The organism is Belliella baltica DSM 15883 (assembly GCF_000265405.1).
GTDB classification, from domain to species: Bacteria; Bacteroidota; Bacteroidia; order Cytophagales; family Cyclobacteriaceae; genus Belliella; species Belliella baltica.
In genome coordinates, this window is the sequence record NC_018010.1 from 2037501 (window position 1) to 2062500 (window position 25000).

General features: G+C 36.9%; 18 protein-coding genes, 1 tRNA gene and 2 rRNA genes (2 of these 21 only partly in view). 12 read left to right on the plus strand and 9 right to left on the minus strand.

The annotated features are described in order from the left end of the window. The 3 genes from BELBA_RS09425 to katG form a co-directional block, all read left to right on the plus strand. A 23S ribosomal RNA gene (locus BELBA_RS09425) occupies window positions 1-80 on the plus strand (it extends 2804 nt beyond the left edge of the window). Window positions 81-255: 175 nt separating this feature from the next. Continuing rightward, window positions 256-367, plus strand: a 5S ribosomal RNA gene (gene rrf / locus BELBA_RS09430). 346 nt (window positions 368-713) lie between these two features. Beyond that, on the plus strand, window positions 714-2972 hold the full coding sequence (gene katG, locus BELBA_RS09435; RefSeq protein WP_014772483.1) for a catalase/peroxidase HPI: 2259 nt from the start codon (window positions 714-716) through the stop codon (window positions 2970-2972). Between the two features lie 414 nt (window positions 2973-3386). On the opposite strand, the gene BELBA_RS09440 is transcribed toward katG, so the two are convergent. The 5 genes from BELBA_RS09440 to BELBA_RS09460 all read right to left on the minus strand — a co-directional run bounded on the left by BELBA_RS09440 (window position 3387) and on the right by BELBA_RS09460 (window position 9269). Next, window positions 3387-4559: a hypothetical protein gene (locus BELBA_RS09440; protein ID WP_014772484.1), complete on the minus strand. Its 1173-nt coding sequence runs from the start codon at window positions 4557-4559 to the stop codon at window positions 3387-3389. 85 nt (window positions 4560-4644) lie between these two features. Beyond that, complete coding sequence (locus tag BELBA_RS09445) at window positions 4645-5712, minus strand: DUF6340 family protein (protein ID WP_014772485.1); 1068 nt, start codon at window positions 5710-5712, stop codon at window positions 4645-4647. A gap of 67 nt (window positions 5713-5779) precedes the next feature. After that, window positions 5780-6496, minus strand: coding sequence for a gluconate 2-dehydrogenase subunit 3 family protein (locus BELBA_RS09450; RefSeq protein ID WP_014772486.1), 717 nt, complete (start codon window positions 6494-6496; stop codon window positions 5780-5782). 10 nt (window positions 6497-6506) lie between these two features. Further along, a complete protein-coding gene (locus tag BELBA_RS09455; RefSeq protein WP_014772487.1) occupies window positions 6507-8249 on the minus strand; it encodes a GMC family oxidoreductase in 1743 nt (580 codons plus the stop codon). 342 nt (window positions 8250-8591) lie between these two features. Continuing rightward, complete coding sequence (locus BELBA_RS09460; protein WP_014772488.1) at window positions 8592-9269, minus strand: arylesterase; 678 nt, start codon at window positions 9267-9269, stop codon at window positions 8592-8594. Between the two features lie 191 nt (window positions 9270-9460). Here BELBA_RS09460 and BELBA_RS09465 point away from each other — a divergent pair, with 191 nt between their 5' ends. The 4 genes from BELBA_RS09465 to lpxB all read left to right on the plus strand — a co-directional run bounded on the left by BELBA_RS09465 (window position 9461) and on the right by lpxB (window position 14343). Next, window positions 9461-10138 carry an ABC transporter ATP-binding protein gene (locus BELBA_RS09465; protein WP_014772489.1) on the plus strand — a complete coding sequence of 226 codons (678 nt, stop codon included), beginning with the start codon at window positions 9461-9463 and terminating at the stop codon, window positions 10136-10138. Next, complete coding sequence (locus BELBA_RS09470) at window positions 10131-12650, plus strand: ABC transporter permease (RefSeq protein WP_041779596.1); 2520 nt, start codon at window positions 10131-10133, stop codon at window positions 12648-12650. The genes BELBA_RS09465 and BELBA_RS09470 overlap by 8 nt, the downstream gene beginning before the upstream one ends. A 64-nt stretch (window positions 12651-12714) precedes the next feature. Beyond that, on the plus strand, window positions 12715-13173 hold the full coding sequence (locus tag BELBA_RS09475) for a hypothetical protein (RefSeq protein WP_014772491.1): 459 nt from the start codon (window positions 12715-12717) through the stop codon (window positions 13171-13173). Between the two features lie 60 nt (window positions 13174-13233). Next, a complete protein-coding gene (gene lpxB, locus BELBA_RS09480) occupies window positions 13234-14343 on the plus strand; it encodes a lipid-A-disaccharide synthase (protein ID WP_014772492.1) in 1110 nt (369 codons plus the stop codon). Window positions 14344-14383: 40 nt separating this feature from the next. Here the strand turns inward: lpxB and clpX are convergent, their stop codons facing one another. The 4 genes from clpX to BELBA_RS09500 form a co-directional block, all read right to left on the minus strand. Then, the gene (gene clpX, locus BELBA_RS09485; RefSeq protein ID WP_014772493.1) at window positions 14384-15604 is read right to left on the minus strand and encodes an ATP-dependent Clp protease ATP-binding subunit ClpX; all 1221 of its coding nucleotides are present in this window, start codon (window positions 15602-15604) and stop codon (window positions 14384-14386) included. Then, the gene (locus BELBA_RS09490; RefSeq protein WP_014772494.1) at window positions 15604-16278 is read right to left on the minus strand and encodes a ClpP family protease; all 675 of its coding nucleotides are present in this window, start codon (window positions 16276-16278) and stop codon (window positions 15604-15606) included. Before BELBA_RS09490 ends, clpX begins: the two co-directional genes overlap by 1 nt. A gap of 78 nt (window positions 16279-16356) precedes the next feature. Continuing rightward, complete coding sequence (gene tig / locus BELBA_RS09495; protein ID WP_014772495.1) at window positions 16357-17685, minus strand: trigger factor; 1329 nt, start codon at window positions 17683-17685, stop codon at window positions 16357-16359. A 111-nt stretch (window positions 17686-17796) separates the two neighbouring features. Further along, window positions 17797-17878 (minus strand) — tRNA-Leu (locus tag BELBA_RS09500). A gap of 136 nt (window positions 17879-18014) precedes the next feature. Here BELBA_RS09500 and BELBA_RS09505 point away from each other — a divergent pair. The 5 genes from BELBA_RS09505 to BELBA_RS09525 form a co-directional block, all read left to right on the plus strand. Beyond that, window positions 18015-20240, plus strand: a complete 2226-nt coding sequence (locus BELBA_RS09505) for a RelA/SpoT family protein (protein ID WP_014772496.1) — start codon at window positions 18015-18017, stop codon at window positions 20238-20240. 81 nt (window positions 20241-20321) lie between these two features. Continuing rightward, window positions 20322-20789, plus strand: a complete 468-nt coding sequence (locus tag BELBA_RS09510; RefSeq protein WP_014772497.1) for a Fur family transcriptional regulator — start codon at window positions 20322-20324, stop codon at window positions 20787-20789. Further along, entirely contained in the window at window positions 20786-21130 is a 345-nt protein-coding gene (locus BELBA_RS09515) for an STAS domain-containing protein (protein ID WP_014772498.1), read from the plus strand. The genes BELBA_RS09510 and BELBA_RS09515 overlap by 4 nt, the downstream gene beginning before the upstream one ends. 182 nt (window positions 21131-21312) lie before the next feature. Beyond that, window positions 21313-22584 (plus strand): adenylosuccinate synthase, encoded by a 1272-nt coding sequence (locus BELBA_RS09520; RefSeq protein ID WP_041779597.1) that lies wholly within the window; start codon window positions 21313-21315, stop codon window positions 22582-22584. 113 nt (window positions 22585-22697) lie between these two features. After that, window positions 22698-25000: the 5' portion of a T9SS C-terminal target domain-containing protein gene (locus BELBA_RS09525; RefSeq protein WP_014772500.1), read on the plus strand. Its footprint extends 46 nt past the window's final position; the window shows 2303 of its 2349 coding nt (coding positions 1-2303); the start codon lies at window positions 22698-22700; its stop codon lies off the right edge, out of view.

The following is a 25000-nucleotide window of genomic DNA, read 5'->3' on the forward strand; positions in this document are numbered from 1 at the left end:
ACGATGACGTTGATAGGCAGCAGGTGTAAAGTCAGAGATGACATAGCTGAGCTGTACTAATTGCCCGAAAACTTACCATTGGTCTAAGCACTCAATTTTCTGCACACTTGTTATGAATTAAGATTCAAGAAGTGAGACACAAGATTAAAGACTTGATGTTGGACACTTGATACTTGATAAGAACTTAAAAATATTGATCTCGAGAGAGAGCCTGTTGAATTTAATGGTATATCCATGTAAAGGAAACAGTAAGATTTAGGCGGCCTAGCGCAGGGGTCCCACCTCTTCCCATCCCGAACAGAGAAGTTAAGCCCTGCAGCGCCGATGGTACTGGGGTTACACCCGGGAGAGTAGGTCGCCGCCACATTATTCAGACCCTTTGGTTAAGTCCAAAGGGTCTTTTTGCGTTTAATACCTTTTGTAATAAATGACAATAGAAGCAAGACACAAGACACAAGACTCAAGTCAATCTATAAAAAGCTTGGTTTATCTTTTTAAAAGAATTAAACTTTCCCGAAATTGTAGAAAACAAGTTTTAAATCCTTAACCTTTTGACCCACTTCACTAAACTTTAAGGATTAATTATATTAATTTATGTAGGTGTCATTTATTTTTTCAATTCTCAATAGAAAATAACGATTTCTACAAGAAAACATAAGGATGTATTTTTGTATTCTATTGTATGACTTCTAAACAAATAAATCTATAAATATATGAAAAAAGTTATTTTAATAATTGGACTTTTAGTGAGTTCTATTCTGACTGCAGAGGCCCAAAATAAAGAATCTGTAGATGGCTGGTCAGGAGCTACTAAAAAGAGTAGAAGTAATGCTGCAGTCAATCAAAACGCTGACTGGTGGCCAAATCAGCTCAATTTGGGTATTCTTCGTCAAAATTCTTCTCTTTCAAATCCAATGGGAGAGGACTTTAATTATGCAGACCAATTCATTAGCTTAGATTATGAAGCTTTGAAAAATGATTTGAGAGCTTTGATGACGGACTCACAAGACTGGTGGCCTGCAGATTTTGGGCATTATGGAGGTTTGTTCATTAGAATGGCTTGGCATAGTGCTGGAACTTATCGTACTGGAGACGGTAGAGGTGGTTCTAGATCTGGACAACAAAGATTTGCACCGCTTAACAGCTGGCCAGATAATGGTAACTTAGATAAGGCTAGAAGATTACTTTGGCCGATCAAACAGAAATATGGAAATAAAATCTCCTGGGCAGATTTGATGGTGCTTACTGGAAACGTAGCATTAGAATCCATGGGATTTGAGACGTTTGGTTTTGCAGGTGGTAGAGAAGATGTGTATGAACCTGAATTGGATGTCTATTGGGGAAAGGAAAAAGAGTGGTTGGCTGACGACCGCTATAGTGAAGGGCGTAAGTTGGAGAATCCCCTTGCGGCAGTTCAAATGGGTTTGATCTATGTTAATCCAGAAGGTCCAAATGGAAATCCTGATCCAGTATTGGCAGCCTATGACATTAGAGAGACTTTTGGAAGAATGGGTATGAATGATGAGGAGACAGTAGCTTTGATCGCAGGTGGTCATACTTTAGGCAAAACTCACGGTGCAGGTCCTGCAGACCATGTAGGCGCCGAACCAGAAGCAGCTCCAATTGAGGAGCAAGGATTTGGTTGGAAGAGTTCTTACAAGTCTGGGAAAGGTGCGGACGCCATCACTTCAGGTCTTGAAGTGACCTGGACTTCTACGCCAGCGCAGTGGAGCCACGATTATTTGACTTTCTTGTTCAAATATGATTGGGAATTGACAAAGAGTCCAGCTGGTGCACATCAGTGGGTTGCAAAAGATGCGGGAAATATAATCCCAGATGCATTTGATGCCGATAAGAAACAGCCTCCTTATATGTTGACGACGGATTTATCTTTGAGATATGATCCAGTGTACGAGAAAATCTCAAGAAAATTTTTAGAAGACCAAGATGCTTTCAACGAAGCTTTCGCAAGAGCTTGGTTCAAATTGACTCATAGAGATATGGGACCAAATACGACTTACCTTGGTCCAGAAGCTCCAAAAGAAGATCTGATTTGGCAAGATCCTATTCCTGCGGTAAATCATCCATTGGTGAATGCCAATGATATTGCAAGTTTGAAAACTCAAATTTTGAATTCTGGCCTCTCGATTTCTGAGTTGGTAAACGCGGCATGGGCTTCAGCGTCCACTTACAGAGGTTCTGATAGGAGAGGTGGAGCCAATGGTTCAAGAATCAGATTGGAGCCAATGAGAAATTGGGAAGTGAATAATCCAGCTCAATTGAATAAGGTTTTGGGTACATTAGAAAAAATCCAAGCGGATTTCAATGCCAAGTCTGGAGCGAAAAAAGTTTCTCTTGCTGATTTGATTGTATTAGCTGGTACGGCTGCTGTAGAGAAAGCTGCATCAAATGCTGGACATCAGGTCGAAGTGCCTTTTTCACCTGGAAGAATGGATGCTTCTGCTGAGATGACAGATGTAGAATCCTTCGCTTTGCTAGAGCCAATGGCCGATGGATTTAGAAACTATCTGAAGACAAAGTACACAGTTTCTACAGAGGAATTATTGGTAGATAAAGCACAGCTCTTGACATTAACTGCACCTGAGATGACTGTTTTAGTTGGTGGTATGCGAGCTTTACATACTAACTATGATGGTTCTAAGCATGGTGTGTTTACTGATAAAAAAGACATGCTAACAAATGATTTCTTTGTCAACCTTCTAGATATGAGTACAGAATGGAAAGCTGTAGATGATTCTAAAGAGACATTCGAAGGACGGGATAGAAAGTCAGGTGAAGTAAAATACACTGCTACTAGAGCTGATTTGATTTTTGGATCTCACTCGGAATTGAGAGCATTAGCAGAAGTATATGCTCAAGCAGACAACAGTGAAAAGTTTGTAAAAGACTTCGTATCAGCTTGGGCCAAAGTTATGAATCTAGATAGGTTCGATTTGGTATACAAAAGATAATTTTGATTGAGGATTAAATTGATAGATGAAACCAGCCTTTTATTAGAGGCTGGTTTTTTTTATAGCTTTGCCAAGCTTACAGCATTGGTGTACTGAAATATAAGTTACACCAGTAGTCTTATACCAATCAAAAGTTATTATCTATATTTCATTTTGTGGTAGGTGAGGCTATTTGAAAATTAGATAGAAATGGTAACCTTTGAATCATTATTCCTTTTCCTTTTTGATCAATCTTGTCTCGTAGAAAGTGACCATATCAGGTTCATAGTCTAAGAAATACAAGTTAGGCTTTACCCATAACCTACCTTTTTTATCAAATGATTGTAAGGTGAGCTTTGATGAAATGGTAGAGGGAGCACTATATGATCCATCACTTTCTCTTACAATAAGCTTGAGTTTGTCTTTTTCATAGTATTATTTACTTGATTTTCTGACTAACTTCAATTCATAAACAGTAATCAGGTCAGGTTCGAATTCCATTTCATGGACATTCTGTTCTGCCCAAATTCTACCTTTTGAATCGACTCTAGAAATTCTATATTTCTTGGTCAAAAGGCTAGACTGACTATAGCTACCATCCTTTTCTCTAACGATCAGTTTTTCTGGATCGAGTTCAGAAATCAATGCGCGCCTTTCTTCATTCGGGATTTCTGCTCCTGGTAACTCGCTTAATTTTAAACCTGATTTGTAGATAATAAGATGCTTATCCTCAACCTGAAATAAATTGGTAATTTCACCTGATCTATCTACTGGAGTTTCATAATCTTGCTGACCACCAATTTCATATCCTCGATTCATTAAAAATTTCTCAAATGGAATTTTTTCGAACTTAAATTCAGTGTCATTATCTAAGTCAAATTGATAAAATAAAGAGTCAAATTGATGCGTGAAGGATACAATATGATCGCGTACTTGAAAATGCGGTTTGATGAAATCAAAAGCTTCAGTCCCTTTAGCATATCTACTGTTTGGATGAAAGGGGATAATAGGAGAAAATAATTCTTGATCAGGATCAATCAAGTCAAGTGTATTATACTCTTGATAATATTGGAGCATATTTGAACGTGCATCAACTTGTGGCCCTCCTGTAAATGCTACAAAGATTGGTTTTCCTTCTTTCTTGCCTGCATGTAAATGATCAAAACCTGAATAGATCATTCCTTTATGTGGATAGGGCTTTTTGAAGCTTTTCTCTAAGTTAAAATCAAAATCATAAATGTTGAACTTTGATATTCCCAAAACTCCAATCTTGTTTTCAGAGAATGTAGCCCCCAATATAAATTGACCAAATGCATCTGGAGCATCGCGAGGTTGATCAAATTCTGATACCTTTCCCCCTTTTCTATTGTAGAGTAAAAGATGGCTTTCTTCGGAAAAAAGAAAAAGGTCCTTGTCTGCATTTACAGCTTGCAACTCTAAATTCCCTAGGTAATCTATGCTTAGAGAATCAACAATTTCTAATTCATAAGACTCTGTTGTTGAGAGTAAGTCTGTTCGCGAGTCCTTATTTCCACAACTGATTTGAAATAAAATAGCCCCAATTATAATTACTCTAGCAGAGATTTTGATAAGATAAAATTTACTCATTGTAAAACTCTAAAAGATTTCAATTAAATGAATTTTGAATCAAAAATAAAATTAGTTAAAAAAGAAAACTAAGCAAGTTTTTTACTTAGTTTTCTTGAGATAATTGTTGCCTTAATCGTTCCTCTTGGATCATTCTTGTATTGAGTTGATTGGAATAAGTTCTCCCTTGATTAAATCCATAATCTGTATAGGCTTTACCTGCCCAATATTTTGCTGACTCGAGGTCTCCAAGTACTTCAAAGCCTACTGCGATATTATAGCAAATTCTGCCACCAGTTTTGTTTTTATGTGGTGAATTGAGACCATTCTCCCATACTTCTATAGCTTCTTCCCAACGATTCACTTCTCCAAGTCTAGCTCCTCTAGCGAGAGCAGGGTTTTCTTTTGGCTTTTGGTAGAGTGTCCGATTGATGCGAAGGTACATTGGAGCTATTCGCCTGGCGTAACTTGCCCCAGCTAATTGGCCTACATATTCCGTGGCTTTGACTTTATCTATCAGCAATGCAAGAGCCTGAGTTTTAGTTTCAGCTTCTGCAGACCATAAGTTTGTCTTTTCAAAATCTCTTTGATCAGTAATGTTTTTGCTAAGTGGATCATACAATCTGAAACCAACTTGAACAGAAGCCACTCCTTCAGCATAAACTCCCTGAACTTCTACTGTTCTAGAATTTCTTCCTTCGCCCTCTGTTTTCTTTATGATTTGGCGTTTATCTGTGACGATAAAATCAGAACTGAATTTTTCTAAGGCTAGTACCGCATCTGCGTTATACTCTCTGCAGAGTGCTTCTATTTGAGGCCAAGTCAAAGGATTAGGGAATGTCTGTGCAAACAAGCCACCTCGTAACCTTTCTCTAGCTCTAATGATCTCATATCGAGGTGAAGTATTTAGTTCTTGTTGAATTGTGGAAATGGTAGCTTCTACAGCATTTCTTACTTCGAAAGGTGCTTCTCCAGAAATTAGACCTTCCAAGACAGCGAGGTTTTCGTTTTGAGGAGCAGTTCTGTCAATGATCAAAAGTCGTTGTACATGATTTGGAACGTCAATTTCCGCAGGCATAAGCCTAGACATACTTACGTTTTTTGTACATGATCCAAATGTAGTGATGAATCCTAAGAGTAGGATTAGGACAAAATATGATTTGATTTTTACCATAATGCTTTAGAAATACCTTCAAAAATAGAAAAGCCACTGACACGCAGCAGCTTTTATTTCATTTATTTTATGAATTCTTTCTTATAATATTTCCACTGTCATCCCATGCAGCTAATTCGCCTCGTTCCTCAGGTCTGAGATAGATATCCTTGTATTTTTCTGGCAATTCAAAACCATGCTTTTTCATAATCTCTATTGGTACGCCATCCCATACATTTGGTGTGTTTCCCACATATCCCAAATATTTAAATCCTTCCTCTGTGGTAAAATAACCTGTTGAAGTGAGGTTTCTTAGCATATTGAAGAACTTGACTCCACCTTCCATTTCTGGTTTCGCTTTTTCTGGCCATGCAATTTCATCAATTACTTTTAATTGTTCATCAAATCTTAAAGAGAGAAAAATTTCACCAAAAGTGTCTTCACTATAGTGGTCTAACCACATCAAGCCGCCTCGCATGGGAGTTTGATATCCAGGGTAATCTTTCATCATAAACTCAATGAAATCTACCACACCTACCTCTGTAGCGGCTGGAGATTCTGTGTCTGCAGGCATGATAATATCAACCAACACTTCCAGTTTCTTTTTCTCTTCTTCGGTCAAAAAGGCTTCTGAAAGCAATTTTTGGTCGATCAGTTTTTCTTCCTCTGTTCTACCTCCTTGAATTCCTCCAGAGATTTGAGGGGAGTAGGTGAGTTGCTTTTCTTCAGGACTGCAATTGGTCAACAAGAAGCCTGATGCCAAGGCTCCAGTGAATAGTAGTTTGAGGTTTTCTCTTCTGTTCATGGTCTTGGATTTAGATATTTTTCTTTTTCAATTCTGACACAATATAATCTGAAGTTCTCCAGCTTAATGCTAGGATTGTCCATGTAGGATTTTTATCAGCTTGAGAAACAAAAGGTCCAGCATCTACCACGAACAAATTACCGCAATCATGTGCTTGGCAGTTGCTATTCAAAACAGAAGTCGCTGGATCATTTCCCATCCTTGTGGTTCCTACTTCATGAATAATTCTACCAGGTGTAGCTAAACCATATTTGGACTCTGGTCCAGGCTTGTTGCCCAAAAGTACAGCACCTGCATTTGTCAGAATCTCCTCAAAAGTATCGTGCATGTGTTTTGCTTGTTTGATTTCATGATCAGTCCATTGATAATGGAATTTCAAAACTGGGATACCATATTTATCCACCACATTTGAATCTATTTCGCAATAATTACTGTATTGTGGAATACTTTCACCTCTTCCAGACATTCCAAGAGTAGAGCCTTGAATTCTTCGAATGTCTTTTTTTAATCCTTCTCCATACCCTCCATTTGGACTAGGAGAACCAAATTCGTCTTTAATATATTTTCTCATGGTATCCATAGAAAAGCCCACTCCATAGGACGGCATGCCCATTCCTCCCCAATATTCGATGTGATATCCTCTAGCAAAATCAAGTTTTTTATTGTCTAACCACCAAGGAGTGTAAACATGCATTCCTCCAACACCATCTTCATTATATCTTTCTCTGTCAATCAGGTCTGGTAAAATCCCCATACGGTCAGCCCCGGTTGAATCATGGAGGTATCTACCTACCATCCCACTACTGTTTCCAATACCATCCGGATGAGTTTTTGATTTGGAGTTGAGCATGATTCGAGCTGATTCGCATGCTGACGCTCCTAGTACTACTACTCTAGCTTTGAGTTTGTATTCTTTCATGTCCAATTTGCTTATGAAAGAAACACCAGTAGCTTTGCCAGAATCATCAGTGGTTACTTTACGAACCATAGAGTTGGTATAAAGATCGACCTTCCCTTTTTTCATTGCAGGGTGCAAAAGACACGTTCCTGATGAAAAATCGGCATAAGCTTGACAGGCTCTGTTGCATTGGGCGCAGAAAAAACAAACTCCTCTTTCTTTATTTACAGGTTTTGTGAGGATGGAGAGTCTGGATGGAATTACTGGAATACTAGCCTTTTTGGCTCCTTTCATCATAAAAAGTTCATGCAAGCGAGGCTTGGGAGGGGGAAGAAAAAAACCGTCAGGTTCATTGTATATCCCTTCTTTTGAACCAAAAACACCGATAAATTTATCTACTTTGTCATAATATGGTTTGAGATCATCGTAGCCAATTGGCCAATCATGACCTAAGCCATCAATACTGGCTCTTTTAAAATCATTTGGACCAAACCGCAAAGAAATTCTTCCCCAGTGATTGGTACGTCCTCCAACCATTCTAGATCTAAACCAATCGAAATTAGTGTCTTTTCCCCTTGTGTAGGGTTCTCCTTCTATATCCCATCCACCAATTGCTGCATCAAAATCTCCAAAAGGTCTTATTCTTGTGCCACTTCCTCTTCTTGGAGATTCCCAAGGATATCGCATTTGTGTGCGATCCTCTTCTTTGGCGGGATCAAAATCACCACCTGCTTCAATAACTGCTACTGCTAATCCAGCTTCTGATAAAATTTTAGAGGCCATGCCGCCTCCGGCTCCTGAACCCACAATAATCACATCATATGGCTCAGAAGAAGGTTTGATTTGAAAACTCATTTAAGGGTATTTAATTTTGGGTTTGGCAGGTAAGATTGTCAAAAAAAATGAAAAACGAAAATGGTCGAGAAAATGTCAATTATTAATTTCAAAAATAGAACACGGAAGACTCGGATTTTGCGAATGGTCACGGATAATAAAAGCACAGATCTGCTCGACTAGTTTCATCTGCTTACCAATATCAAAAATGCAAGTTATCAAAAGCAGTCTAAGTCTGACTTGGTTTGAGTCGAAACGAAGTCTTGAACCAAAGCAAAAATACATTTTGAAACGTCATTGTACATTTTGCTTGGTGCATCGTACAATAAAAATCACTGAACAACCACTATATTAGCGTGTCATTTATCTCTCAATCATTTCTTCAATAAAGGGCCAGATATTTTCAAAAACAATTAGATGACCTTCTTCCGTTGGATGAATTCCATCGGGAAGGTTAAGGTCTGGGTTTCCTGCAACTCCTTCCAAAAGAAAAGGAATTAATTCCACATCTTCTTCTTCGGCAACTTGTGGATAAAGCTTCTGAAATTCCATTGTATAATCTTGACCCATATTAGGAGGGATTTGCATACCTGCGAGCAAAATTTTTGTTTCAGGATATTTACTTCTCACTAGCTGAATAATTGCCTTGAGATTTTTTTTGGTCTCAGATAAATCAATTCCTCTCAAACCGTCATTTCCTCCTAATTCTAAAACAAAAACTGAAGGCTTCTCCTCTAAAAACCAATCCAGCCGACTTAGACCACTTGCGGTAGTTTCGCCACTTAATCCACCGTTGATTACTCGGTATTCTAAATCAAGGCTATCAATTCGAGCCGCTACTAAACCTGGAAAAGAATCCTCTGCCTCTATGCCATAGCCTGCTGTTAAACTATTTCCAAAAAATAGAATAAGTTTTTTATCCGGTGCGGGGGATGTAGTTTCTGGTTCCGTTATTGGATTAGATATTTCTACCTTTGGAGAAGAACAAGAAAGCAAGATTAAGCCTAGGGTAATGTATAAGATGTTGAATGATGATTTCATTTTTAATACTGATTTTAAGAAAATAGAACTCACACAAAAGTACAACTTATGTTTTTAATCCTTTTATGCTTCAATTGTTTTCTGATTTACTACTAAACTTAATCCGTTCATCTTTTAAATTGTTCTTATTGTTCCAAACCTTTTGTAGGTTGCATGCTGTTATCTTCAAAATCTAAAGACTTCAAAAATTTATGAGCATCCTAAGAGTTAAAGATGTTTCCAAAACTTATCAAAGTGGAAATAGAAAATTAACAGTTCTCGACCAAGTCAATTTTGATATTCAATCAGGAGAAAGTATAGCTATAGTGGGGCCTTCAGGTTCTGGGAAAACAACCCTTTTAGGACTTTGTGCTGGGTTGGACTCTTCAAGTACAGGGTCAGTTGTGCTTAATGGAAATGCTTTTGAACAACTTACTGAAGATCAGCGTGCGGCAGTACGAAGTAGAGACGTTGGATTTATTTTTCAGAATTTCCAGTTACTTCCCACCCTTACGGCTTTGGAGAATGTAATGGTTCCATTAGAGTTAAAAAAAAGAAAAGATGCGAAAGAAAAAGCTCTTGAACTTTTGGAAAAAGTTGGTTTGAAAGATCGTGTAACTCATTATCCTACACAATTGTCTGGAGGAGAGCAGCAGAGGGTTTCGATAGCTAGAGCTTTTGCCAATGAGCCAAAGATACTTTTTGCAGATGAACCTACAGGAAACTTGGATACAGAAACGGGAGAAATGATTGAGGATTTGATTTTTAATATGAATAAAGAAAAAGGGACAACTTTGATTTTGGTCACTCACGATCCGGAGTTAGCAAAAAGAACCGATAGAATAATCAATATTAAAGGTGGTAAAATTCAGGAGGATGTTCATGGGTAATTTAGTTTGGGTTTTTAAAATGGCCTTTCGGGATTTTCGGAAGAATTTCTCTCGACTTCTGCTTTTTGTTTCTTCCATGGTTATTGGGATAGCGGCTTTGGTGGGGATCAGTTCTTTTGGGGATAACCTAAAAAATGATATTGAAAAACAATCAAAAGAGTTGGTTGGAGCTGACTTGGTATTAGATAATAGCAAGCCCCTAGAAATTCAACCGACTGATTCAATAGCTATCGAACAAGCGGATGAAATTAATTTTGCTAGTATGGTGGCGTTTCCCGCAACTGAAGAAAGTAGATTGACTCAGGTAAGAGTTTTAGAAGGTGATTTCCCCTTTTATGGTAAGTTAGAAACTGTCCCTGCAGAAGCAGAGGCGACTTTTAGGGCAGGAGGAAGAAAAGCTTTAGTCGAGAAAATTTTGATGGCTCAATTTGATGCTGTCGTTGGTGATAGCATTAAGGTTGGTAATGTAACTTTTGTAATCGAAGGTGAATTACAAAAAGTTCCTGGACAGACAGGAATCACAGCAACAGTTGCTCCTGCCGTTTATATTCCGATGGCTTATGCAGAAGAAACAGGTTTAATTCAATTTGGAAGTAGGTTACAATATATTAGATATTACAAATTGGCTGATGATGTCAATCCAGATGAATTAGTAAAGAAGTATGAAGCACAATGGGATGAAGAAAGAGTAGATGCTGATACAGTTGAAGACAAAAGAAGACAAACCGGTCGTTCATTTGATAACTTGACTAATTTTTTGAGTTTAGTAGCATTTATTGCTCTTTTACTAGGTTGTGTTGGTGTAGCTAGTGCTGTAAATGTATTTGTAAAGGAAAAATTAGCATCCGTTGCTGTATTAAGATGTTTGGGCGTATCCGCCTGGGATGCCATGAAAATTTATCTTTTTCAAATTTTATTGATGGGACTGGCTGGATCTATTCTAGGAGCTTTATTAGGTACGATATTACAATTTGTACTGCCCGCAATATTCAAAGATTTCCTTCCAGTAGAAGTGAGTATGGCAGTTTCTTGGTCTAGTGTCGGTTTCGGTGTTCTTACTGGTTTGATTGTAGCATTTTTATTTGCGTTACTTCCTTTGTTAAAAATGCGAAAAGTATCTCCTATGTCCACATTGAGGCCAGAATCTGGAGATAATACACTAAAGAATGATCCATTGAGATGGGGTGTGATAGCAGGAATATTGTTGTTTATATTTGGCTTTAGTTTCTTCCTCTTAGATGGTTGGAAGACTGCTCTTGGATTTACTGCATTTGTTGTATTTTCATTTGCAGCCCTTTGGGGAGTGGCTTTGGGAATCATGTGGATGATCAAAAGATTTCTTCCAATAAGCCTTGCCTATACTATCAGGCAAGCTTTAGCAAATTTATACAGGCCAAACAATCAGACTATTTCTTTGATTGCGACTATAGGGCTAGGGACTGCAATGATTAGCACGCTTTTTTTTATTCAAGGTCAGCTACTTGATGAAGCTAAATTTGCAGATAAAGAAGATCAACCAAACATGTTGCTTTTTGACATTCAAGATTTCCAAGTAGATGCTGTGGTGTCAAGTGTGAAAGCCAGAAATTTACCTATTTTACAGCAAGTACCTATTGTTACGATGGGATTAGAGTCGATAAATGGATTGACCAAAAAGGGAAATGACACGCTGCCTGATGAAGAAAGAAGATCTAGAGGACTTTATAATCGGGAATTTAGAGTGACTTATAGAGATACACTCATTTCCTCGGAGAGATTGATAAAAGGTAAATTAAGAAAAGTTGAGAATCCAACAGATTCAATATTTGTGTCTTTTGATCAAGGTTATGCCTTAAGAACAGGCTTGAGTCTTGGAGATGAAATTATCTTCAATGTGCAAGGAAGACCGATAAAGACCTATGTTGGAAGTTTTAGAGATGTGAAATTTAATCAGGTTTCTACTAACTTCCTCGTATTATTTCCGGAAGGTGTTCTAAATAATGCACCTAAGTTTCATGTGGTGATTACCAAAACAAAAAATGATCGACAATCTGCTGATGTTCAAGCTGAAATTGTTAGAAAATATCCTAATATATCGGTTATAAATCTGGGAGCTATCGTCGAAACACTTGAAGAAATACTTGGTAAAATCAGCTTTGTGATTCAATTTATGGCGTTTTTTAGTATTGCTACAGGGATCTTGGTTTTGATCAGTTCATTGATCATAAGCAAATATCAGAGGATGAGAGAAAGCATTTTGCTTCGTACGCTTGGTGCTGATAGTGCAGTTGTTGGAAAGATCAATACACTGGAATATTTCTTCTTGGGTTCATTGGCTTCTTTAAGTGGAATTATTTTGTCTTTTCTAGCCACATATCTTTTGAGTGAATTTGTATTCGAACTGCCTTTTCGAGGGGCTTATTACGAGGCATTTATCGTGTATGTTAGCATCACAGTTTTGACAATACTTTTGGGATGGCTCAATGGTAGAAAGATAATAAAAAAGGCTCCAATGGAAATATTGAGAGGATAAAGCTTGGAATTCTAATGAAATAGTTTTTTTTTTGAGTCTTATTTTAAAAATTACAATAAAAATTATGATTAAAAAAATAGCGCTCTTTGTCTTTTTTGCTTTGGTAATTAGTTGTTCCTGTGTATATGCTCAAAGTGCACTTCGTCCAACTTTTGCGGGAATCTATCATAGTGGCTTGGTTGGTCAAGTTGGAATTGGTACGGATATAGAAAAGAAACATTTTGGTGAACTTCGTTTTGGAGCTACCGATGTGCTTGAAGCAAGTTTTGGAATAGAAGGACATTTCAATAGAAACATTCATCAAAGTGACTGGTTTAATTTTCATGCAGGTTTGATGTTAGGGGTATATTTCTATGATGAAGCCCGTATTGGAATACCTTTGGGATTTACCATTAAACCAATTGAAAACCACAGAAACTTTGCGATCTTGATGGAAGCAACGCCTAATGTGTTTACAATGAGTTCTTATTTTAATCTACGTGCCAATTTAGGCATTCGATATACATTCAGAAGTAGGGATTAATTTGTGATTTCGTTTTGTTTGAAAAATGCGATCTTTGGCCTTACACGCAATTCGAAATAGATGAAATATTACCTAATTTCAGGGGAAAGATCCGGAGATCTTCATGCTTCAAATTTGATCAAGTCTTTGAATATGCTAGACCCAAATGCCCATTTCAGAGGTATGGGAGGAGATTATTCAAAAGCTCAAGGTCAGCATCTTCATGTACATTATGATGAAGTGGCTGTAATGGGATTTTTGGAGGTGGTTCTTGGTTTTAGGAAAGTTCTGAAATATCTATCTCTTGTAAAAAAGGACATTCTTGCATACAATCCTGATGTTTTGATTTTGGTTGATTATGGAGGTTTCAACATGAAAATCGCCAAATTTGCTAAAGGACACGATATCAAAGTTCATTATTACATTCCCCCAAAAGTTTGGGCATGGAATCAAAAGCGTGCACTAAAACTCAAAGCATTTACAGATCAGATTTATTGCATCCTTCCCTTCGAGACCGATTTTTTCAAGAAGTTTGAGATGCAAACGCATTATGTAGGAAATCCTCTACTTGATGAGCTTAAGGCCTTTGAGCCCCATTCATTTTTTCATCAAAAAAACGAATTAAGCTATCAACCTATCATTGCATTACTTCCGGGGAGTAGAAAGCAGGAGGTTCAGAATATGCTCAATGTTTTAATCGATGTTGTAGATAAGTTTCCAAGCGCTCAATTCATTATTGCAGGAGTCAAAAATCTTTCTGAAGAACTTTATCAACCTGCAATCAAAGCTGGAATTAAGGTGATTTATGACCAAACTTATGATCTCCTTCACCATGCTAATGCTGCCATTGTAACTTCAGGAACGGCAACTTTGGAGACTGCTTTGTTGCGCGTGCCTCAGGTAGTCGTTTATAAGACTAGCGGATTGAGTTATGCGATTGCGAAAAATCTGATTCGTGTTCCTTTCATTTCTTTAGTCAATTTAATTGCTGACAAAGAAGTGGTGAAGGAATTAGTTCAAAATGATTTCAGTGTTTCCAAAGTTTCAGAAGAATTGAATAAGATTTTATCGAATACTGTATATCGGGGAATGATGCTTCAGGGATATGATGAAATCAAAGAAAAAATCGGTGAACATCGCGCCTCAGATACGACAGCCCAATTAATTTGGGAAAGTTTAAATAAGTCCTAAAAGTAAAAAAGTCAGACTGGAAAGTCTGACTTTTTTGATATTATGCAACTTGCAATTTTTTAAATTTCGATTTATCAAACTGTTCATGTGCATATTTTGCATCGATGGTCAGTTCTTTTGTGTTGTTTGAAGGCATTTCGTACATGGCATCTGTAATAATTGCCTCGCAAATAGATCTCAATCCACGAGCTCCTAGATTGTATTCCATTGCTTTTTCGACAATGTAGTCGATTCCACTTTCTTCGAAAATCAAACTAACACCCTCCATATCCATTAATTTTTGATATTGTTTAGTGAGAGCATTTTTTGGTTCAGTTAAGATACTTTTTAAGGCTACTTTATCCAAAGGATCTAAGTGAGTAACTACTGGCAATCTACCTATCAACTCAGGAATCAAACCAAATGATTTCAAATCCTGGGCAGTAACATATTGCAATAAGTTATCTCTATCAGCGTGGGCTTTATCTTCAGCTTTTCCAAAACCTAAAGGCTGAGTATTCAGTCTTCTAGCAATGTGTCTGCTAATTCCATCAAAAGCTCCTCCGCAAATGAACAGAATGTTTTCTGTATTTACAGCGATCATTTTTTGGTCAGGATGTTTTCTACCTCCTTGTGGCGGTACATTGACAACAGTTCCCTCAAGTAACTTAAGTAAAGCTTGCTGAACACCTTCCCCGCTTACATCTCTGGTGATAGATGGATTGTCTGACTTTCTAGCAATTTTATCAAGTTCATCAATGTACACGATGCCTTTTTCAGCTGCTTCTACATTATAATCAGCAGCTTGGAGAAGTCTGGTTAGGATGCTTTCCACATCTTCCCCTACATATCCCGCTTCAGTCAATACAGTTGCATCAGCAATACAAAAAGGAACTTCTAAAACTTTAGCGAGTGTTTTAGCTAAGTAAGTTTTTCCTGTTCCCGTTTCTCCTACCATGATGATGTTAGATTTTTCAATCTTGATATCATCATCGTTGGTTTTTTGCTGAAGCCTTTTGTAATGATTATAAACAGCTACTGTCAAAACCTTTTTGGCTTCAAATTGCCCAATGACATATTCATTGAGGAATTCGGTAAGCTCTTTTGGTTTTTTTAGTTTGAATTTATGGTTTTTATCGGGCTTTTTTGTCTTCTCCTCTTCACCAAGGATCTGATAGGCCTGATCTATACAGAAATTGCAAATGTGAGCAGAAATGCCCGACACCATCAGATCTACATCTTTTTTATTTCTTCCACAAAAGGAGCATGTAACTTGAGCCATTATTTTGCTTTTCTAATCAATACTTCATCAATTAAGCCATATTCTTTGGCTTCCGGCGCTTTCATCCAGTAATCTCTATCTGAGTCTTTTTCTATTTCTTCAAATGTTTTGCCTGAATGTTGCGCTAGGATTTCATAGAGTTCCTGCTTCATGCTTAGGATTAATTTCAAGGAAATTTCCATGTCTTTTGATTGACCTTGCATCCCGCCAGAAGGCTGATGAATCATCACTCTGGAATGCTGAAGTGCAGATCTTTTGTCTTTCGCTCCACCTGCAAGTAAAACTGCCCCCATAGAAGCTGCTATTCCTGTGCAGATTGTCGCAACATCAGGATTGATATATTGCATAGTGTCATAAATCCCCAATCCTGCAGTAACAGACCCTCCTGGACTATTAACATAAAGCAATACGTCTTTTTTTGGATCAGTTGACTCCAAGAAAAGTAATTGTGCTGTAATGATGTTTGCAATAAAGTCATCCACCTGTGTTCCTAAGAAGATGATTCTATCCATGATTAATCTTGAAAATACATCGATCTCTCTGAAGTTAGTTGGTCTTTCTTCAATCACTGAGCGTGTCATTCCATTAATAAAGGTATCATACTGATCAAATGCATTGCCGCTAATGCCTTGATTGTGAACCGCAAATTTTCTGAATTCGTCTTTATTGAACATGTTATTATTTTTTAGTCGTTTACAAAAATAAAAAAAGCCCTTAAAGAAGAACTTTTTGATAACGATTTTGTTTGAAGATTAGTTTTCTAAAAGCTCTTTGAACTTTTCGATTGTGATGACCTCTTCGGTTAAATCTATATTTTCCTTGACGAAAGCTAGGACTTTTTCATTCTGAACTGAAGTCATCATTTGCATATAATTTTGACCTTCGTTTCCTTGAAGATAATTATCAACAAACATGTCCATGCTATCTTCCAATTGAGCTCCAAGTCCTGAAGATGCGAATTGCTCGCGAACCATCTCTTTGGTTTTTTCTATGACATCAGCATGTTCTGCTTTGATGTCATTATCTTTTGCGATTTCATTGGAGATGATTGTCCAAGTTAATTGCTTCGCAAAGATTGGGTATTCTTGGTCTACTTGCTCTTGAGTAACTTTTCCTTCATTAGCTTTGAACAACCACTCTTTCAAAAATGCTTCAGGAAGATCAATCTTAGCTTTAGATACTAAAGCTTCTTTGATTTTTTCATCGCTGTAGACTTTGATTTCTTTATTGTAATTGTCAGCCATGATTGCATTTACTTTTTCCATAAATGCTTCTTCTGATTCTACTTGGTTTGGACCAAATACTTTATCGAAGAATTCTTGATTCAATTCAGCTAACTCAGTTCTATTGATATTTTGAACTACAAAAGTGAATTTTCCTGCTAATTTCTCAACTTCAGACTCTTCGATTCCAACGGTCTCTGCCAAATCTTCTTTGATAGCTTTTGAAGGATCAAATTCGATGATATCACCTTTCTTCAAACCGATAAATTTTTTGAGAGACCTGCCATCCACTTTAGATAATGGAAGTGAAAATGTTTTTTCAAAAGATCCATCTACAGCTTTGATGTCCCCGTAAAGGAAGTCACCTTCTTGACTTTCTTCAGGATTTGTCATTTTACCATATTGGCTTCTCAAGTTTTCTACTGCATCGTTGATAGTTGCCTTGTCTACTTCTACAGAGTAGCTAGTCGCATTTGTTTTTTTATCTATTGCAACTTTTACATCTTCAACAAATCCGATTTTATACTCAAAATCAAATTCTTTTTGATTGTTCCAATCTATTTTATCAGCATCTTCGATAACTGGAAGAGGATCCCCCAGTATTCTAAAAGTTTGAGCTTTCAGGTAATCATTTAAAGATGTTGATAAAATACTATTGATTTCATCTACCAATACAGAAGTTCCATAAAGTTTTTTCACCATTGTGATTGGTGCTTTTCCTGGTCTAAAGCCTTTAATATTGGCTTTCCTTGCGTATTCTTTAACTTTAGCATCAACCTTTGGTTGATAATCTGTTTCGTTTAGTTTAATTTTAACTGAAGCTTGATTTGCTGAATGCTTGTCTAATGTGATTTCCAAGGTATTATTGATTTTGATTTGTCTTTAACTAAAAACCCTCAATCTCTTTTCTTCATTCGAATCGCTTTTAGCTTTTTCGAAATCGGAACCGTGATTGAGGGTTTGAAAACGTGCGGATAGAGGGACTCGAACCCCCATGCCTTACGGCGCTAGATCCTAAGTCTAGTGCGTCTACCAATTTCGCCACATCCGCTTATCTAATGTGGACGCAAAGGTAATCATGAATTCCAAACTTGCAAAAGTTGATTAGAAAAAAGTTGAAAAAATTTTGATTAAAATATTGGACAGCGTTTTAAATTAAATACAGAATTGTTTTTACCTTCGAATATATGATACAAGTAGATCTGGAAGAAGAAAGAAAAGAGATCCTAAAGCGTTACAGAAAGTTGTTGAAGCTTGCGAAACCTTTGTTGAAAGACAGCGATGCGAAGGTTATAAAAAAGGCTTTCAATGTGTCAAATGAGGCTCATAAAGAGATGAGAAGGAAGTCTGGAGAGCCTTACATTTACCATCCATTAGAAGTCGCGCTTGTCTGTGTAGAGGAAATCGGTTTAGGGCCTACTAGTATTGTTGCAGCACTTTTACATGATGTAGTAGAAGATACTGATTGGGAATTAGAAGATATCGAAAGAGAATTTGGTCACAAAGTCATGCAAATTATCGACGGCCTGACCAAAATTTCAGGTGTTTTTGACTATGGATCTTCTCAACAAGCAGAAAATTTTCGAAAAATGTTGTTGACTCTTTCTGATGATGTAAGGGTGATTCTTATCAAAATTGCAGATAGATTAAATAACATGAGAACTTTGAGTAGTATGCCTAGGCACAAGCAACTCAAAATCGCCTCTGAAACCATGTATTTGTATGCGCCTTTGGCACATAGACTAGGGCTCTATACCATTAAATCTGAACTAGAAGATTTATATCTGAAATATACAGATACTGACACTTATAATTTTATTGTCGAAAAAATCAATGAAACAAGACTATCTAGAAATAAATTTATCAAAAGTTTTATTGCTCCTCTAGAAGAAGAGTTGACCGAACAAGGTTTCAATTTTACCATAAAAGGAAGACCTAAATCTGTCTACTCTATCTACAACAAGATGAAAAAACAGAATATTCCTTTTGAAGAAGTTTATGATCTTTTTGCTGTACGGATTATCGTAAATACAGAAGAGGATAATGAAAAGGCAGATTGCTGGCAAGTTTACTCAGTAGTTACAGATTTTTATAGGCCAAACCCTGATCGATTAAGAGACTGGATAAGTACTCCTAGATCAAACGGATATGAATCTTTGCACACCACAGTTATGAGTAATACAGGTCAATGGGTGGAAGTTCAGATCCGAAGTCAGCGTATGGATGATATAGCAGAAAGAGGATACGCAGCGCATTGGAAGTACAAGGATAGAGCAGCAGCAGCGACTAAAGCATCTACAGGGCTAGACGACTGGATTACTCAAGTAAGGACTTTGTTGGAGTCGAATGATGGTTCCGCTATTGAGTTTATGGACGATTTCAGGGGGAATTTATTCCACGACGAAGTTTTCGTCTTTACTCCAAAAGGAGATTTGAAAGTAATGCCAATTGGTGCTACAGCACTGGACTTTGCCTTTGAAATTCACACGGAAGTGGGTGCGAAATGTATCGGAGCAAAAGTCAATCAGAAGCTTGTATCGATCAACCATAAATTAAAAAATGGTGATCAGGTAGAAATACTCACGTCCAGCAAGCAGAAACCAACGGAAGATTGGCTTAACCAAGTCGTAACTTCAAGAGCGAAAGCCAAGATCAAAGATGCGCTCAGAGAAGAGAAAAAGTCTTCGATTTTGGATGGGAGAGAAATTGTTCAACGCAAGCTGAAGCAGATGAAGCTGGATTTTAATTCTGAGACAGTAGAACAACTTCGCGCTTATTTCGAGACAAAAACAGCCAATGAATTTTATTATAAGGTAGGTAAGGGGATCATTGAATCGACTTCAATCAAAGGATTTAAGGATTTTAAAGAAGAAAAAAGGCAAAAAGGAAAGGCTTCTTTTGAAGTTGTAAAAGACGAATCCAGCTTCACCAAAGAGATCAAAAATCTTAAAGGTCCTGATCACGATCAATTGTTGATTGGGGAAGACATGGATTTGGTGGACTATGTTCTCGCCAAATGTTGTAATCCAATACCAGGAGATGATGTTTTTGGTTTTGTAACTATCAATGAAGGAATCAAAATCCATAGGACCTCTTGTCCCAATGCTTTAGAACTTTTGTCAAATCATGGTAATAGAGTGATAAAGGCTAAATGGACTAGTCAGCAAGAAATTGCATTCTTGGCAGGATTAAGAATCGTAGGAACAGATCGTGTAGGACTGATCAATGATGTGACCAAGGTGATTTCAAACGAACTCAAAGTAAATATGCGCTCCATTACAGTTGATTCTGATGCAGGGATTTTTGAAGGAACTATCAAACTGTATGTTCACAGTACCCAGCATTTAGAAAAACTGATGGACAACTTAGCTCAGGTAGAGGGAATAATCAAAATTACCCGTTTTGACTATTAATACTTTGCTGCAGATTTTGATTTAGTTTATTTGAATCATTTCTAAATAAGAACAGTTATATTTGAAACAAAAAGATTAAAAATGGCCCTGAATGAAACTCTATTTGAAGAGGTAAAGAAAATATTTACAGCCTACCTAGAAAATAAAAAACTTAGAAAAACACCTGAACGCTATGCAATCCTAGAAGAGATTTATGGTCGTGGAGGTCATTTTGATGTAGAATCACTTTACATCAGTATGAAAAACAAAAATTATCGAGTAAGCCGAGCCACTGTTTACAATACCTTGGATTTATTGGTCGAATGCGATTTGGTTACTAAACATCAGTTTGGGAAAAATCTTGCTCAATACGAAAAATCTTACGGTTATAAGCAACACGATCATTTGATTTGCGTTGACTGCAATCAAGTTAAAGAATTTTGTGATCCTAGAATTCAGAATATACAGAATACAGTTGGGGAAATTCTTGATTTCAAAGTGCTGCATCATTCCTTGATTCTTTACGGAAACTGTACAAACGAAAAATGCGAAAATAGACCTAAAATATGAAGCTGACTTATCAACTAGAGAAAAATGAAAAAGTGCAATTTTTACATATTCAAGGAGACTTAATCGGTGATGATGTTGGTCCTAAATTGGTCGAAACTGTGACCAATGCTGTAAATGATAATATGAAACATTTCGTGATAGACTTGAAAGAAGTTAGGTATATTTCTTCAAGTGGAATTGGCGTCTTGATCACCATGTTGACGAAAATGAGAAATTCAGGTGGTGAAGTCTACCTCACATCGCCTTCGGAACATGTCAAAAAATTGTTGATTATCACGAAGTTGAATAATATTTTTACTGTTTTTGACACACTTGACGAAGCAAAAGAAAAATTGGCTTGATTGATAAAATCATATTGGAAGTAGTATCTAAATGTAGAAAAACTTTTAGGTGCTACTTTTTATTTTATCGAATTTAGTGGACTAGCTTAATAATAAATACTTCTAATTCCTTGCAATTTTTTAACCTTATTCCAAACTTCGCTGCTCAAAAAGAAATAGAAAATCAGACTAAATTAAACCAAATGAAAATGGATGTGCTTTTGGGCCTACAATGGGGCGACGAAGGAAAAGGTAAAGTTGTAGATGTACTTGCTCCCCAATATGATGTAGTTGCCAGATTTCAAGGAGGGCCTAATGCAGGTCATACATTGGAATTTGATGGAATAAAGCATGTTTTACACCAGATTCCTTCTGGTATTTTTAGATCTAATTTGACAAATATTATTGGGAATGGGGTAGTACTTGATCCGGTAGTATTGAGAAAAGAGATTGAAGGATTGAAGAAATTCAATATTGATTTTAATAAGAATCTTTTCATTTCTAAAAAGGCAACAATCATTATCCCAACTCACAAGCTCCTTGACGCAGCTTACGAAAAGTCTAAGGGAGATAAGAAAATCGGTTCCACGCTTAAAGGAATCGGTCCAACTTATCAAGATAAAATTGGTAGAGTAGCCCTTCGTGTTGGAGATATTTTAGCAGAAGATTTTGAAGATAAATACAATGCTTTAGTCGAAAGACACAAAACCACACTTTCTTTCTATAATTTTCCACTTGAAGAATTATCAGAGTTAGAAAAAATATTTTTTGATTCAGTTGAGTTTTTTAAGACTTTGAATCTTGTGGATAGTGAATACCAAGTCAATGACCATCTTGTGAAAGGAGATAAAATACTTGCTGAAGGTGCACAAGGCTCCTTATTGGATATAGATTTTGGTAGCTATCCATTTGTCACAAGCAGTAGCACAATGACAGCTGGTGCATGCACAGGTTTGGGTGTCTCTCCATCTAAAATTGGTGAAGTTTATGGGATTTTCAAAGCATATTGTACAAGAGTCGGAAGTGGACCTTTTCCTACAGAATTATTTGATCAAGATGGAGAGGACATGCGAAAAGAAGGTAATGAATTTGGTTCCACAACAGGAAGGCCAAGACGCTGTGGATGGATTGATCTACCTGCTTTGAAATATTCCATTATGATCAATGGTGTCACGCAACTTTTTATGATGAAAGGTGATGTTTTGAATATTTTCAAGGAAATCAAGATTTGTACACATTATGAACTTCCTGATGGCACAAGAGTCGATAGATTGACTTACGATCACAACGATCAAAATGTAAAGCCTATTTATAAAACAGTTAAAGGCTGGAATCAATCTTTGCAGGGTGTGACGAATTATGAAGATTTTCCTCAAGAATTGAAAGATTATGTTTCGACTCTTGAAGAAGAACTGCAGGTTCCAATCAAAATGGTCTCCATTGGTCCTGATAGAAATCAGACAATCTTAAGATAAATTTTAGATTAATAATTAAAGGCTTTTGAAATTCTCAGAAGCCTTTTTTTATTTTTTGAACTGTATTGACTACATTACGAGCTGTTCGATAGTCAATATTTCAAGTAAGCCAGATGGCAAATCAATTTAAATCCATTTTTTTAATACTGTTTTTATATTCTTTTTTAATAGTCAGTAGCTCAGTTTCCATTGCTCAAGTTGGGTTTCCTTATTGCGAAAACTTCGCAGGAGGAAGTACACAATCTTCTACTGTTTTTGGTGGAAGCGCTATTCTTACTTCTGGAGTTTTACAGTTGACTAGTAATCAAAATGATCAAAGTGGCTTTGTTTACATTGACATTCCATTTTCATCCACTTTTGGAATAAAGGCATCTTTTGAATATTTCTGTTACGGTGGGACTGGAGCGGATGGCTTGACGGCTTTTCTATTCGATGGAACTGTTACTAATTTTAATCCTGGCGGTTTTGGGGGATCACTAGGATATGCAAGAAGAAATAATGAACCCGGGTTATCTGGAGCTTATCTTGGGATTGGGTTTGATACCTTTGGTAATTTTGGGAACAACACAGAGTCAAGAATTGGCGGATTTCCCGGCATTGAAAGTGGTTTTCACCCCAATTCAATTGTTGTTAGAGGACCAGGTCAGGGTATTTCTGGGTATCAATTTATTGTGGGTAAAAAAGTAAATGAAGGAGGTGTTTTTGGTTTGCCTATTAATCAAAGATTCCCTTTGAGCTCAGGTGGTCAAGGAACCAATAGGGTTACAGATCCACAGAATTCTGGCTTTAGACAGGTTTTTCTAAATCTAGAACCGAACCCAAATGATGTTGGCTATCTACTGACTGTAGAAATGTTAGTCACTACAGAAGCTGGGAATCCTAGAATGGTTTCAATTTTCAACCAGGAACCTTATTCTTTTGAAGCTCCTGATCAATTAAAAATTGGATTTGCGGCTTCAACTGGTGGGGAAAATAATTTTCATGAAATCAGAAATGTAATTGTAGAAGTTTCAAATGATGAGGGATTACTTGATCCAGTTGGAGAAGATATTGACGGTATTGCGTCTTGTGCAGGGCAAGAAAATACATATGATTTATTTAATACAAATATTCTTCTTCCAAATGAAAATTCCTCTTTAAGATGTATTCAGTTTTTTGAATCACTAGATGATATTATTTCAGAGGGCGAAGACATTTGTAGTCAGGGGAATTGTAGACCTGAAAACCGTGAATTGATTTTACCACAAGGAGTTTTCAAAGCAGACTTAGAAGGTGGAGGATTTACTTTTTTTCCTAATTCAGAATTCATTGGGGAAACAGTTGAAGTTTTTTACACAATTACAGATAATTATGGAAAAACTTCCTCTGGGAATTCAATTAGGCTTTTGGTCCAAGAATCTCCAGCGCCAGTTTCAATAGAAAGTGAATTGCTTACAACTGGTCAAAATGAAATCAGACTTTGTGAAGGAGAATCAGTGGTTTTGGTAGCCGTTGGAGAAGAAGAGTATGTAAGATATCAATGGTTTTTTGAAGAAGAATTGATAGAAGAGTCTGTAAATTCAGAGATTCAAGTTAGTGAAGAGGGAGGCTACAGAGTAGTTGCTTTTAATTCTCAAAATTGTTCTATTGAATCTGAAATCATAAAGCTTAAAAACCCTGAATTTCCAAGTGTTCAATTGGCGACCCCCATTATTGGGTGCGAACTGGGAGTTCCTTTAGATATTAGAAGTTTTATTATTGACTATGATATTTTGAATTTTGATTACCAATTAGAAACTCCCGAAGGATTATTTCTTGAAAATGAGGAGTTAGCTGAAATAAATGATTCTGGCCTTTATCTTATTAGAATTAAAGATAAAGACCTTTTGTGCTGGTCTGATCCCATTGAGATAGAAATAAATGTCATTGAAGAGCCTCTTCTAGTTACTTTTGATTATGAAGTAGATGGGACTGGGATTAAATCAGATGCAGAAGGGGGGATTTTTATAGATGACCCAATTAGGTTTATAAGCGAATCCTCAGGAGGTGCAGTAAGTTGGTCTTGGGACTTTGGTAATGGCAATACAAGTGAAGAAGAAAATCCAGTACATGTTTTTGGTAAAAAGGGGACTTTTCAAGTAAGTCTAACAGTCAGTAATGCCATCGGCTGTGAGCGTACTTTTGAATTAAATATCGAGCTTACCCAGTCCTATCGTGTGATGTTTCCCACCGGCTTTACTCCAAATTTGCGAGAGAATAATTTTTTTAGGCCAAAGGTAAAAGGCATAGCGAAAATGGAGTTGAGTATTTTTAACATTTGGGGGAATTTAATTTTTCAAACAGATGAATTGGATACCGATGGCTGGGATGGACGCTTAAATGGGGAATTGATGCCCAGTGGTAGTTATGTTTACAAAGTGGCTATGGAATCTACGGA

Excerpts from the sequence above, each read along its gene's own strand:
- katG (WP_014772483.1), top strand. The coding sequence starts at position 714 with ATGAAAAAAGTTATTTTAATAATTGGACTTTTAGTGAGTTCTATTCTG.
- BELBA_RS09440 (WP_014772484.1), bottom strand. The coding sequence starts at position 4,559 with ATGAGTAAATTTTATCTTATCAAAATCTCTGCTAGAGTAATTATAATT.
- BELBA_RS09445 (WP_014772485.1), bottom strand. The coding sequence starts at position 5,712 with ATGGTAAAAATCAAATCATATTTTGTCCTAATCCTACTCTTAGGATTC.
- BELBA_RS09450 (WP_014772486.1), bottom strand. The coding sequence starts at position 6,496 with ATGAACAGAAGAGAAAACCTCAAACTACTATTCACTGGAGCCTTGGCA.
- BELBA_RS09455 (WP_014772487.1), bottom strand. The coding sequence starts at position 8,249 with ATGAGTTTTCAAATCAAACCTTCTTCTGAGCCATATGATGTGATTATT.
- BELBA_RS09460 (WP_014772488.1), bottom strand. The coding sequence starts at position 9,269 with ATGAAATCATCATTCAACATCTTATACATTACCCTAGGCTTAATCTTG.
- BELBA_RS09465 (WP_014772489.1), top strand. The coding sequence starts at position 9,461 with ATGAGCATCCTAAGAGTTAAAGATGTTTCCAAAACTTATCAAAGTGGA.
- BELBA_RS09470 (WP_041779596.1), top strand. The coding sequence starts at position 10,131 with ATGGGTAATTTAGTTTGGGTTTTTAAAATGGCCTTTCGGGATTTTCGG.
- BELBA_RS09475 (WP_014772491.1), top strand. The coding sequence starts at position 12,715 with ATGATTAAAAAAATAGCGCTCTTTGTCTTTTTTGCTTTGGTAATTAGT.
- lpxB (WP_014772492.1), top strand. The coding sequence starts at position 13,234 with ATGAAATATTACCTAATTTCAGGGGAAAGATCCGGAGATCTTCATGCT.
- clpX (WP_014772493.1), bottom strand. The coding sequence starts at position 15,604 with ATGGCTCAAGTTACATGCTCCTTTTGTGGAAGAAATAAAAAAGATGTA.
- BELBA_RS09490 (WP_014772494.1), bottom strand. The coding sequence starts at position 16,278 with ATGTTCAATAAAGACGAATTCAGAAAATTTGCGGTTCACAATCAAGGC.
- BELBA_RS09505 (WP_014772496.1), top strand. The coding sequence starts at position 18,015 with ATGATACAAGTAGATCTGGAAGAAGAAAGAAAAGAGATCCTAAAGCGT.
- BELBA_RS09510 (WP_014772497.1), top strand. The coding sequence starts at position 20,322 with ATGGCCCTGAATGAAACTCTATTTGAAGAGGTAAAGAAAATATTTACA.
- BELBA_RS09515 (WP_014772498.1), top strand. The coding sequence starts at position 20,786 with ATGAAGCTGACTTATCAACTAGAGAAAAATGAAAAAGTGCAATTTTTA.
- BELBA_RS09520 (WP_041779597.1), top strand. The coding sequence starts at position 21,313 with ATGAAAATGGATGTGCTTTTGGGCCTACAATGGGGCGACGAAGGAAAA.